Source organism: Paraburkholderia sp. BL6665CI2N2 (genome assembly GCF_004366535.1).
Lineage (GTDB): Bacteria > Pseudomonadota > Gammaproteobacteria > Burkholderiales > Burkholderiaceae > Paraburkholderia.
Window position 1 is genome coordinate 230516 of the sequence record NZ_SORC01000002.1, and the last position, 11713, is coordinate 242228.

The following is an 11713-nucleotide window of genomic DNA, read 5'->3' on the forward strand; positions in this document are numbered from 1 at the left end:
GTCGGCGCTCGGGACAATTAAACTATCGCGGCTCAATGGCTGGCCCGCACGTACCCCTGTCAACGCTTCGCCGCATGTCTCGCGACATACTGCGCATGACTCGGGGACAACGTGGTTTGCTAGACCTTCGTTGTCAGAGACTTCCACTCTTTACTCCTTGCCGGTCTCCCGGCGCACTGACACTTTCATTCTGGCACTTTGATGCCGTCACCGGTGGGAACAGCCATCCGGTGCCCGGCGTGAGCCGTGACATCAACTGCTTGCCGGAAAGGTCGGTAGCGATGGATCCGAATCGCGTCGTCGTCGCCGCGAGAAGCGGTGACCTGAAGCGACGCATCGCGAATGCGTTGCAGATTCATGCGTACCTCGCGGGACTACATCGCCCCGACACCACCCGACGGTCCGTCGCCTTCGTCGCGAAACACAGGCGCCTCCAGCAAGATTCTTAGCGTCTAAACATGGCGACTCACCGCTCTCGGGTGGAGCGACACGTTGCGCTTCGAACACCACGAGCAACGGAACTGACGGGGCGAGATCCGGCGGGAGTTCATTCACAATCTGCATGCATAAGCCGAGGATTATACGTTTGTTAGGCGGAGCGACAGACGCCAGAATGCGCTTCAAGACAGCGACGACTGTCCAAGGAGGTAGCGAGATTTTTACCGATCAGGTGCCCAGGCTGCTCGTCGAACGAAACTGTTTGGGACGCTCTGGGTGGGTAAGAGTCGAATGCGTCGAGGGGATCTAAAAGCGATCCAATTGGACGCAAAAATCGCCGAGGCAAGAGCGCGATGCCGTTCGAGAACTCGGCGCAACAAAAGACAGGAGACAAGACATGCATGAAGTAGCCCGGATACTATGCCGGTACGCGATCGGTTCCACCCTAGCATGCATCGGCATTACTAAAACCGCCACCGCCGCCGACAGTGTGACGCTCTACGGCGTCGTCGACACTTTCCTCACGCACGTTAATGCGGACGGCAAGGGCGCCGCCAATCGGATGGACTCGAGCGGCCTCTATGCTAGTCGTTTCGGCCTTAAAGGGCATGAGGACCTAGGTAGCGGGTACGGGGCGAACTTCGTGCTTGAAAATGGGTTTAATGCGAACGATGGCTCAGCGGCGGACTCCAATCGTTTATTTAACCGGCAAGCATGGGTCGGTGTCGGCGGCCCGTGGGGCGAGTTGCGCTTTGGTCGTCAGAACACACCGCAGTGGGTCATGAACGGAAATTTCGATGCTTTTTCGGCGGCGACTCAGGCATCGGGTTGGAACAATATGTTTAGTCCGCCGCCGCGCGCCGATAACGCGGCCACGTACATCTCGCCGATTGTCGGTGGCTTCAAGGTCCAGGCGATGTACGCACGCGGCGCCACAGGAGGATCGGCGATTGCGGACCAAGTGGCTTCCAACCAGAACATTCATATCGGGGCCGAATACGCCAGCGGTCCACTCTACGTGGGTCTGAACTATGAAGAGGTCCGCAATGCCGCCGCCGGTAACAAGTCGAGACGCACAGCGGGCGCCGTCTCCTACAGTTTCACCGACGCTCTTAAGGCCTATCTGGCGGTAGCGAAGCAGACCGTTTCTGACCATAGCCAGGACAATTACCTTTATTCGACGTCCTTCTTGTACGCCTTCTCTCCCGCAGCTTCACTCGCGCTGGGTTACACGTTCTTTCAGGATCATGCAAGCGGTGCGGGGCATGGCAATGCGTCGGAGGCAGGCATACTCTATCGGTATAGCCTGTCGAAACGTACGGTCCTTTACGGCGCCTACTCGTATCTCAGTCAGCAGGGCAATCAGCATAGTTTCGTGCTAGGTGGTGCGGCGGTCGTCGAACCCAGCGCGCGCATTGCTTCAACGCCTGGCGGAAATATTAACGGGGCGCAGGTTGGCATCGTGCATCTTTTCTGATCCAGGTGTTCGGCCCGTGCGCGGCTATCCGATCGCGGTGCGGGTCAACAACGGCGTCGAGTGCAAATGGCACTACGTTGGCGTCGATACGGCGAGCATCATCGAAGTATGGCTCGTCCAGATCCATGCCTCCTTACACGATGTTCACCGACGATTTTCGATAATTGTACTGACGAAACGCGAACATAGGAGATTGCAATATGAGCTACCTTTTCAGCGAGATCAAGCTCGGCGGCCTCATGCTTCCGAACAGGATCGTCATACCGCCGATGTGCCAATATTCGGCCGGTTCGGACGGCTTGCCGACGCCGTGGCACCACATGCACCTAGGTACCATGGCGATCTCGGGGGCGGGTCTGGTGATCCTCGAAGGAACGGCTGTCGAAGATATTGGTCGTATAAGCCCCAATGACCTCGGACTTTATAACGACGCACAGGAAGAAGCCCTACGGGACCTGGTCGCCCGGATCCGGACCTTTTCATCGACTCCGATCGGCATTCAGATTGCTCACGCGGGCCGTAAAGCGTCAAACACGCCGTTCGACGGGCGCGAACCGGTACCGGTCGGCGCGGGGGGCTGGGTTCCAATCGCGCCCTCTCCAGTGCCGCCAAAAGACATATGGCCCACGCCGACCGAAATGACCGACGCGGATATCGCTCGCGTGGTATCAGCGTTCGCTGCTGCGGCGACGAGGGCGGATCGCGTCGGATTCGATCTGGTAGAAGTACACGCTGCCCACGGTTATCTAATCAGTTCCTTTCTTTCCAGGAGCGCTAACCATCGGACAGACGAATATGGCGGCTCCCTGGAAAACCGGATGCGACTGGGTATTCGGCTTGCCGAAGCCGTCCGAGCCGTCTGGCCGAAGCAAAAGGCTCTAGGCTTCCGCATCAACGGTACAGATTGGACCGAGGCCGGGATCAGTGTCGATGAGGCGACTGCCTTCGCTGCGGCACTCAAGAAGGTCGGCGTTGATTACGTTACAGTTTCTAGCGGCGGCAATTCACGTGATCAGAAGCTTCCAGCAATGGTGCCGGGGTATCAAGCACATCTGGCCGAAGCCGTTCGCAAGGGGGCGGGCATCACAACCATGACAGTTGGAATAATCGTGACGGCCGAACAGGCCGAAGAGACCATTGCTAGTGGCAAGTCAGACTTGGTCGGCGTGGCGCGAGCGTCGCTGGACGATCCACGCTGGGGTCACCATGCCGCCCAATCCTTGGGAAAGGAATCTGTATATCCAAAGCCTTTCTGGCGGGTGGCAGCGAAGTACTGGCCGGGTTACCAGTTCGCGCATCCGCCGGTAAAGCAAACTTGAGAAGCCGACATGCAACATTTGAATATCAGGCGGAGATAGACGATGAAACTGCTTGCTGACATTCACGAGCGCAACGCTTTCCTGGCGTCAAACTCACCTGCTGTCTTTTATGAAGGGCGTACGCAGACATTTGCCGAATACTGGAGCCGGATCAATCGCATCGCGGACGGAATATACATGACAGGTGCCAGACATCAGGACCGCGTGGCTCTGCTGTCAATGAACCGGCTTGAATATATTGAAGTCTATGGAGCCTGCGAACGGGCCGGTTTCATCATGACGACCGTGAACTTTCGGCTGTCCGCCTCAGAGATAGAGTATGTCCTAAGGGATAGCGCGCCGCACACTTTGATCTTCGAGGACCAATATACGGACATTGTCGATAGTCTGCGGCCGGGACTGAACATCCACAACTATGTCTGTCTCGGCAACACTCCCGATTGGGCCCAGCCCTACGAGGCGCTCGCCGACAGCGGGTCCCTTGACGGCCCACCGATCCGCACGCGGGCCGATGATGTCGCTGTCCTTATGTACACGAGTGGTACGACTGGGCGACCAAAGGGCGTCATGCGAACGCAGCGCGGCGAGGCACGTCAGGCAGAGACGATGTCGAACGTCTTTTCGAAGCGTGGAGATTCGCGCCAGCTGATCATGATGCCGCTGTTTCACGTCGGTGCGCGCTGCCTGTACTATTCAACGTTTTGGTTGGCCGGGGCTGTTCATGTCCAGCGCAAGTTTGATCCAAAGCTCGTCCTCGAAACAATTCAGAACTATCGCGTCACGCACCTTCATTTGGTCCCGACGATGGTTGCCGACATTCTGAATGTTCCGGAGATCAATTCCTATGATCTATCGAGTGTCGAGCTTTTGCTCTATGCCGCTGCTCCGATGCCGGTTTCGCTTCTCAAACGCGGAATCGCGACGTTCGGGAATGTGATGGGCAACGGTTACGGGTCAACGGAAAGTAACTTCACGTTTCTGGCACCGCATCAACATCATCCGGATGGAACGCCGGAACAGATCGCGCGGCTTGGATCTGTTGGGCAATCTTTCCCTGATGTCGAGATGCGCATTCTCGACGATGAAGGAACCGACTGCCCGATCGGTACCCCTGGCGAGGTTGTGTGTCGGTCGGACAGCCTGATGGCCGGCTACTGGAACAACGGTCCTGCCACGGTCGAAGCGATGCGCGATGGTTGGTATCACACCGGTGACATGGGGTATTTGGACCATCAGGGATATCTTTTCCTGGTTGATCGCAAGAAAGACATGATCATTACTGGCGGTGAAAATGTTTACTGCCGTGAAGTTGAAACTGCTATCGAGCGGCATCCGGACGTTCACGAAGTTGCGGTGATCGGGGTGCCGGACGAAAAATGGGGTGAAAGCGTCCGCGCCGTCGTCGTATTGCGCCCGGGAGCGAGCTTGACCGAGGCAGAACTTATCGCCTTCAGCCGCCAGCAGATTGCCCACTACAAGGCGCCGAAGAGCGTAATTTTCGTCGATGAACTCCCGCGTGTGCAGACCGGCAAGATCAGCAAGGTGGCTTTGAGAGAGCAGTTTAAGCATCCGGTCGCAGGCCCGAATGCCCATTAAAGGGAACATAATGTACGATGCATACAGCAACTTAAAAGTCACACGCCACGGCCCTCTTCTGAAGATCACCCTCGATAACCCGCCGCACAACGCGATTACGAAAGCGGCCCACCGGGAGCTTGCAGAGATCTTCGTGGATATCAACCGTGATCCGGAAACCAAAGTTGTCATTCTAACCGGGGCGGGAGACCGCATCTTCTGCGCGGGAGGTGAATTCTCGGCAATGCAGGAAAGCATCGACAACCCCGCGGCCGCGGTCGTATCGATGCAGGAAGGCATCAAGCTGATGCATGCCCTGCTGGCACTGGAAAAGCCAATTATTGCGCGCATCAACGGCCATGCTATCGGCTTTGGCGCGACACTCGCACTCTTTTGCGACCTGACCTACGCGGTGGACACGGCCAAGATCGGCGACCCACATGTGCTGGTCGGGTATGCCGCAGGCGACGGGGGCGCCTTGATGTGGCCGCAGCTAATCGGATACGCACGGGCGAGAGAGTTCCTGTTCACCGGCGATTCATTGAACGGGGCCGAAGCGGCCGCAATGGGTCTCATCACCCATGCCGTTAAGGCTGAAGCATTGGATGAAACGGTCAATGGGATTGCAAGGCGGCTCGCGGATGGCGCCACCGTTGCGATCAACGCCACCAAACAAGCGATCAACATGACCTTGCGACGCCAGTTTGACGGGCTGATCGAGGCACACATTGGCCTCGAATTGATGTCGCACTTCTCCGACGACCATGTAGAGGCAGTCGCCGCCATGCTCGAAAAGCGCAGGCCGAAGTTTTCCGGGACGTAATGGCAGACCGACAATAATGGAGGAGGACAACGAACTATGTCTAAATTTGCAGCGTTTAAAAGGACAGTTGCAAGCGCGCTCATGATGCTTGCCGCGGGCGCTCCTGCCTGGGCGAAAGATAGGGTCGTGGTGTACACGGGCATCAATGAAGAGCGGCTCACTAGCGCGATAAAGCAAGAGTTTACTCGCCAGACTGGGATCGATGTCGACATGTTGATCATCCCTGCAAATGGAACTATGGTCGCTAGGGTTGAGACCGAAAAGAATCGGCCTCGAGCAGATGTGATCATGGATACAACTGTTGACTTCATGCAAAAACTGAAGTCGGAGGGATTGATCGAGCCATACAAAGCGAAAGCCGAAACCCTCCAGTTTGTGCAACGCGGCTATGCCGATAACGCCGGCTATATGCATGGTTGGTTTGCTATCGTGCCGACCATATTTTGGAACAAAGAGCAGTTTGCCTCTGATTCATCACTCAAAGGAGTTCAGCCCCCAAGCTCTTGGCAAGGTCTGTTAAACCCAGCTTTTAAGGGCAAAGTGATTGTACCCAACCCTCAGACTACGGCTATGGGAGCCGTGATGTATATCACGCAAATTTTTCGGTTGGGAGAAGCAAATGCATGGGACTACACGCGCAAGCTTAACAATAATATCGCCCAATACACCGCCTCTGCTTCGCTACCGGTAACTTTGGTAGAGCGTGGCGAAGGTACCATCGGTGTCGGTTGGTCTGCCGATGTGCTAGCCGCTACGATAGGCCGTGGTCAGAAGTTAGGCTTTGCGATTCCCCAAGACAATGCGGTTTCCGTCTGGGTTGCCGGTATCGTTAAGGGGGGGCCGAACCCCGATGCTGCGCGCAAATTTATTGATTTTCTGCAGAGCGATTATGTGCAGCAAGCGGCGCCAATGCTTGGATACCGGCTTCCGGTCAGCTCCAGTGTTCCCCCACTCGAAGGGATGCCCTCTCTCTCCTCGATTAAAACGGTGAAATACGATCTCGACTGGGCCGCACAAAATATGGATCGTATTCGCAAACAGTGGGCGAAAGAGACAAACAATTAGGAGTGCACTTCGCGAAATGGTCGTCCCGCGTCGTAAGTTTTCGTTTCAAATGTCACTTACGCCGCTGAGACGACCCCGCTAATATGGGAGTAATCCCGACATGAGGTTTAACATGAGCTTTCCCGTGACCCGCAGAGGTCGACCTGCTGTTGACCCGGCGGTGATGCTTCTTTATTTAGCAACCCTTTGTGCGCTTGCCATTTTTGTCATCTACCCGACGGTCAAGGTGCTGATCACACCGGGTTTCGACCATGTGGTCGAGGTCCTCACGAATTCACGGACGCTACAGGCGGCGCGAAATAGTCTCGTGATTACACTTCTTTCTACAACGACGGCAACGGTTCTCGGCCTTGTATTTGCATTCGCCGCAACCCGCCGGGATATCCCCTTTCGCAACGTGTTTCGCACTGTGGGCATGCTTCCGCTTTTTGCGCCGCCGTTTATGGTTGCATTTGCGTACGTGCTCGTCTTCGGACGGCAGGGATTGATCACTTATCATTTGTTTGGCCTGCACGTCAATATTTTCGGTTGGCACGGTCTTTGGCTGGCTCAGACTATCGGCATGTTTCCACTGTCCACCGCGATTATCCGCGGTGTTCTTGAGGGCATTCATCCCGGACTGGAACAGGCAGCACTCACGCTCGGAGCAAGCGAAACTGCGGCACTACGAACAGTTTTGGTTCCTCTGGCATGGCACGGCATTGTGGGAGCGATGTTGGTCGTCGCCATGACAGTACTTGCGGACTTCGGTAATGCTGTTGTTATCGCCGGGAACTATCCGGTACTGGCGACTGAAGCCTGGATCAAGATGGACGGCTTGGGTGATCTCCAAGGAGCAGCGGTGATCGTATCGATTCTGATGATCCCAGCCGTGGGCCTTTTTCTTGCGAGCCGTGCGCTGCTGGGTAATCGCGTATTCACCACGGTTACCGGCCGAGGCTCTGATGTTGATCAAATCTCAACTCCGATTCTAATTAAATGGATAGTGGTCGCGGTGTGCTCGCTTACATGCGCATTGGTTATAATTTTATATGCTGGAATAATATTGGCCGGCCTGTTTAATCAATGGGGAAGTGACTGGTCCTTGACGCTTCGCCATTGGTTTGGCGTTCTCTCATACCTAGATGAATTCCGCATCACTCTGATAGTCAGTGTTTTGGCTGGTTTAGTAACCGCTATTACTGGGCAGATTATCGCGTTTTTACATACTCGCTCGCTTTGGTTCAGAGGTGCACTTGATTTTCTGGCCGTCCTACCCGGTGCTTTGCCCGGTGTATTTGTTGGCGTTGGATTTTTGGTGGCTTTCAACGGACCTCCAATCGAGCTTGCTGGGACCATCTGGATTATGGTGATCGCACTCGGCTTCTGGCATTTGCCTCAGGCGTATCAAGCGACGAAGGGAGCGCTAGGCCAGATTCACCGAAGCATCGAAGATTCAGCGCGTGATCTAGGCGCCACCGAGTTGCGCCTTATCACGGATGTCTATATTCCGCTTCTTTCACGCAGCCTGGTGGGGTCTTTCGTCCAGTCTTTCATTCGATCAGTATCGAATGTGAGTGTCGTCGTCTTCATGATCGCTCCAGGTCAGGTACTGATCTCGGCTGAAGTACTCCGGATGATTGGTAGTTCGAACTGGAGCGCGGGGGCGGCGCTGACAACGGCGCTGTTGGCCATCACCTTTGTTTGTGTCGGATTAGTCGAAGCCATCACTCGTTGGTTTGGTGCTCCGGCCCGTGGGAGTCAGTTATGAATACATCAACACTTGAAACCACCATACAGTTAATGACTGCAAGCGCATCTAAGCAAACAAGCGCCACGCCGCATGTTCGCTTCATCGAGCTAAGTAAGTCGCTGGGAAACTTGAATGCGGTGGACCGGGTATCGCTTGATATCCCAAGGGGGCAGATTACAACCCTGCTCGGACCCTCCGGCTGCGGCAAGTCCACGACGTTGAGATTGCTGGCCGGTCTGTATCAGCCGAGCTCTGGGGATATCACCCTGGATGGTGAAAGCATCGTTCATTTGCCGCCGAACAAGCGGCGGATGACAATGGTATTCCAAGAGTACGCCTTGTTCCCGCATTTGACCGTCGCCGACAACGTCGGATACGGATTGCGTATGCGTCGCACCCCGGCAAACCAAGCGAAAGCACGCATTGGCGAAATGCTCGAACTCGTCGGGCTTTCTGCCGCAGCTGGTAAGCATCCGCATCAGCTGTCCGGCGGCCAGCAACAGCGAGTAGCGTTAGCCCGCGCACTGGCAGTCGACCCCGAGGTACTGTTGCTCGACGAACCATTGTCGAATCTCGACGCCAAATTGCGTGTCCGGTTACGCGAAGAGATCGTGCGGCTGCAGAAGGTACTCGGTAAAACGATGGTGTTCGTGACCCACGATCAAGAAGAGGCAATGTCAATCTCGCATCAAATCGCGGTAATGGGTAGCGGTCGAATTTCACAAGTTGGAGCACCCGAAGATATCTACGCGCGCCCCGCCTCCCGCTATGTTGCCGAGTTTGTCGGATTAGCGAACTTTCTTGATGCAAAAGTTATTGAGCGGGGTCTCGTCAAAGTCGGTGATGTGTCTATCTCGGTACAGACCGGAGACATCACCGGTAAAGCCACCCTGATGGTTCGACCGGAGGCGATTTCTATTGTTGAGCATACATCGCAGGTCGATGTTCCAATGCTGCGAGGACGCTTGGTAGACCGCACCTTCCTTGGCAGCATGGCCCGATATTCGGTCGAGACATCGCAAGGCCTAGTAATCGTCGATGATCACGCTCTCACCTCACGCGAACTCGTTGGCGAAGTCACGTTAGCCTTAGCGCCAGACAGGCTTCACTTATTGCCAGCGCACTGAGACCGTTTCGCGAACCATCTCAATCAGCCTGCGGCGAATATCCCGCGGGCCGGCATTTGCGAAAAAATCATTGAGGATCCGGACTATGGACGTCTCCGGCTTGATTGAAGTACTGAACTTGGAGCGGACAGGCCCGTGCAAGTTTAAGGGCAAAAGCCTCGACATGGACGCAACTAGGGTCTTCGGTGGACAGGTCGTTGCCCAAGCGATTATTGCCGCTCAACGCTGCGACGAGACTACCCGCCGTATCCATTCTCTCCACGCAAGCTTTCTGCGGCCAGGCAAACCGGCCGCGCCAATCGAGTTCGAAGCTTCAGTTTTAAGCAGTGGTCGAACGTTTTCAACCCGACAGGTCAACGCTCGACAGAACAACCGTCTATTGTTCACCATGAATGCATCGTTTCAAGCGCAGCAACCCGGCCTTGAGCACCAGTCTCGAATGCCTGCGGTCAAACGACCGGCAGAGCTTTTGAGCCGTCAAGATCAACTCGCATCAAATCCTCGAAACCTGCCGCGAAAGGTGGTGGAGTTTTGGAACCGTCCCCACCCCGTCGACGTGCGGCCACTCGGTGTTGACCATTATCTGAACCAAACAGAAAGAGCGCCACAACAAAACATATGGCTCAAAATAGTTGGCAAAGTACCGCAGCGTCCTTTGATTCAATCAGCAGTTCTCGCTTACGTTTCCGATTTGACGCTTTTGGAAGTTACAACACTGCCGCACGGCCGCACGGCCCTTGACGACGAGATTGAGACAGCAAGCCTCGATCATTCCATGTGGTTTCATCGTGACGTCGACGTCTCTCAATGGCTCCTTTGTAGCCAGGATAGCCCTTCTGCCTCCGCCAGCCTAGGCTTGGCGCGTAGCCAAATTTTTATGGAGGATGGCATCCTCGTTGCGTCGACAGCGCAGGAAGGCCTTATCCGATTGATCTGATCTACGGCTATATGAAGCGCAAGTGAACAAAAATTCCAACGGGCATGCTGCCGATTAGGCTGGCCTTACGACTACTGGATCAAGCTCGTCCGATCGGCTGAGCCGGTGAGTTTCGGAGTGTGTATATGAAGCGACTTGATGGCAAAATCACGTTGGTTACCGGTGCGGCAAGCGGTATCGGCGCCGCGACGGTACGGCTCATGGCCCGAGAGGGGGCGAGCGTCGTCATCGCGGACATTCATGACGAGACCGGTGAAGCAATCGCGCAGGAGATACATCTCGATGGCGGCAAAGCTTTCTTCGTTCATCTGGATGTGAGCCGGGAGGACGACTGGACCGCGGCGATCGAGGCGACAGTCGCTCGCTATAGCGGTCTCGACGTGCTCGTCAACAATGCCGGTGTTTATCTCGCCAAAAGCTGCGAGGAAGCAACCTATTCCGACTGGCAGAGGATCTGCTCGGTCAACCTCGCAGGCGTCTTCTTGGGCACTAAGCTTGCGCTTCCTGCCTTGCGGGAAAAAGCAAGGACCAGTTCTCAAGGCAGCGCGATCATTAACATGTCTTCGACCGTCGGCCTCAAGGGGTCATCCGTCGATCCTCTTTATTCCATGACCAAAGGTGGCATCACGACCTTTACCAAGTCCACGGCGATTGAATTTGGTAACAAGGGATACCGCATCCGGGTCAATTCCGTGCATCCCGGTCCAGTGGAAACAGAGATGGCCGCGCAGCATCGCAAGGCCGATCTCAACGATCCGGCAGCACTCGAAGCAGCTCGCCAGGCTATCGCGGCGTCGCTTCCGATTAAGAGGGTTGCGATGCCGGCCGACATTGCCACTGCGGTGGTATTTTTGGCATCGGACGACGCAGGCTTCATGACCGGGTCGAGCTTGGTCATCGACGGCGGTGCGATGGCGTAAAAGGTGTTGCGAGCGGCAAGGTTCGGCCCATACGCGAGACTTAAACACTGATCGGATAATGGCTGCGCGTACAGGCTATTCGGGGCACGCGACGGCCCCTCTTATCATCAGGCTCGATAATCCGCCGCAAATGCGAATAAGAAAGCGGCTACGGAGCTCGCAGAGATTTTCGTGGAGATCAACTGTAATCGGAAAACCAAGGTTGTCACTCCAAATAGGGCATGAGACGGCCTCTTCTGCGCGTAGAGGTGGACTGGAAAGGCGACCTTTTCCGACAGCTAAAGTAGCGTCCTACATCGT

Annotated in this window: 10 protein-coding genes; 9 read left to right on the forward strand and 1 reads right to left on the reverse strand. The window is 55.6% G+C overall.

Annotated elements, in window-relative coordinates; all coding sequences use genetic code 11:
• Positions 1-185 precede the first annotated feature (185 nt).
• Positions 186-359: a hypothetical protein gene (locus B0G81_RS44005; protein ID WP_166679175.1), complete on the reverse strand. Its 174-nt coding sequence runs from the start codon at positions 357-359 to the stop codon at positions 186-188.
• A gap of 476 nt (positions 360-835) precedes the next feature.
• On the opposite strand from B0G81_RS44005, the gene B0G81_RS38740 reads away from it, so the two are divergent.
• From B0G81_RS38740 to B0G81_RS38780, 9 genes are all read left to right on the forward strand, one after another.
• A complete protein-coding gene (locus B0G81_RS38740; protein ID WP_134143452.1) occupies positions 836-1915 on the forward strand; it encodes a porin in 1080 nt (359 codons plus the stop codon).
• Between the two features lie 200 nt (positions 1916-2115).
• A complete protein-coding gene (locus B0G81_RS38745; RefSeq protein ID WP_134143453.1) occupies positions 2116-3234 on the forward strand; it encodes an NADH:flavin oxidoreductase/NADH oxidase in 1119 nt (372 codons plus the stop codon).
• Positions 3235-3276: 42 nt separating this feature from the next.
• Positions 3277-4830 carry a long-chain-fatty-acid--CoA ligase gene (locus B0G81_RS38750; protein ID WP_134143454.1) on the forward strand — a complete coding sequence of 518 codons (1554 nt, stop codon included), beginning with the start codon at positions 3277-3279 and terminating at the stop codon, positions 4828-4830.
• Positions 4831-4840: 10 nt separating this feature from the next.
• Positions 4841-5632, forward strand: a complete 792-nt coding sequence (locus tag B0G81_RS38755; protein ID WP_134143455.1) for an enoyl-CoA hydratase-related protein — start codon at positions 4841-4843, stop codon at positions 5630-5632.
• 36 nt (positions 5633-5668) lie between these two features.
• On the forward strand, positions 5669-6697 hold the full coding sequence (locus B0G81_RS38760; protein ID WP_134143456.1) for an extracellular solute-binding protein: 1029 nt from the start codon (positions 5669-5671) through the stop codon (positions 6695-6697).
• Between the two features lie 112 nt (positions 6698-6809).
• A complete protein-coding gene (locus B0G81_RS38765) occupies positions 6810-8447 on the forward strand; it encodes an iron ABC transporter permease (RefSeq protein WP_166679176.1) in 1638 nt (545 codons plus the stop codon).
• The gene (locus B0G81_RS38770; protein WP_134143458.1) at positions 8444-9556 is read left to right on the forward strand and encodes an ABC transporter ATP-binding protein; all 1113 of its coding nucleotides are present in this window, start codon (positions 8444-8446) and stop codon (positions 9554-9556) included. Before B0G81_RS38765 ends, B0G81_RS38770 begins: the two co-directional genes overlap by 4 nt.
• 85 nt (positions 9557-9641) lie before the next feature.
• Positions 9642-10493 (forward strand): acyl-CoA thioesterase II, encoded by an 852-nt coding sequence (locus B0G81_RS38775; RefSeq protein WP_134143459.1) that lies wholly within the window; start codon positions 9642-9644, stop codon positions 10491-10493.
• 125 nt (positions 10494-10618) lie between these two features.
• A complete protein-coding gene (locus B0G81_RS38780; RefSeq protein ID WP_134143460.1) occupies positions 10619-11413 on the forward strand; it encodes a glucose 1-dehydrogenase in 795 nt (264 codons plus the stop codon).
• Positions 11414-11713 lie beyond the last annotated feature (300 nt).

Coding starts and splice junctions, on each gene's coding strand:
- B0G81_RS44005 (WP_166679175.1), bottom strand. CDS start 359: ATGAATCTGCAACGCATTCGCGATGCGTCGCTTCAGGTCACCGCTTCT.
- B0G81_RS38740 (WP_134143452.1), top strand. CDS start 836: ATGCATGAAGTAGCCCGGATACTATGCCGGTACGCGATCGGTTCCACC.
- B0G81_RS38745 (WP_134143453.1), top strand. CDS start 2,116: ATGAGCTACCTTTTCAGCGAGATCAAGCTCGGCGGCCTCATGCTTCCG.
- B0G81_RS38750 (WP_134143454.1), top strand. CDS start 3,277: ATGAAACTGCTTGCTGACATTCACGAGCGCAACGCTTTCCTGGCGTCA.
- B0G81_RS38755 (WP_134143455.1), top strand. CDS start 4,841: ATGTACGATGCATACAGCAACTTAAAAGTCACACGCCACGGCCCTCTT.
- B0G81_RS38760 (WP_134143456.1), top strand. CDS start 5,669: ATGTCTAAATTTGCAGCGTTTAAAAGGACAGTTGCAAGCGCGCTCATG.
- B0G81_RS38765 (WP_166679176.1), top strand. CDS start 6,810: ATGAGCTTTCCCGTGACCCGCAGAGGTCGACCTGCTGTTGACCCGGCG.
- B0G81_RS38770 (WP_134143458.1), top strand. CDS start 8,444: ATGAATACATCAACACTTGAAACCACCATACAGTTAATGACTGCAAGC.
- B0G81_RS38775 (WP_134143459.1), top strand. CDS start 9,642: ATGGACGTCTCCGGCTTGATTGAAGTACTGAACTTGGAGCGGACAGGC.
- B0G81_RS38780 (WP_134143460.1), top strand. CDS start 10,619: ATGAAGCGACTTGATGGCAAAATCACGTTGGTTACCGGTGCGGCAAGC.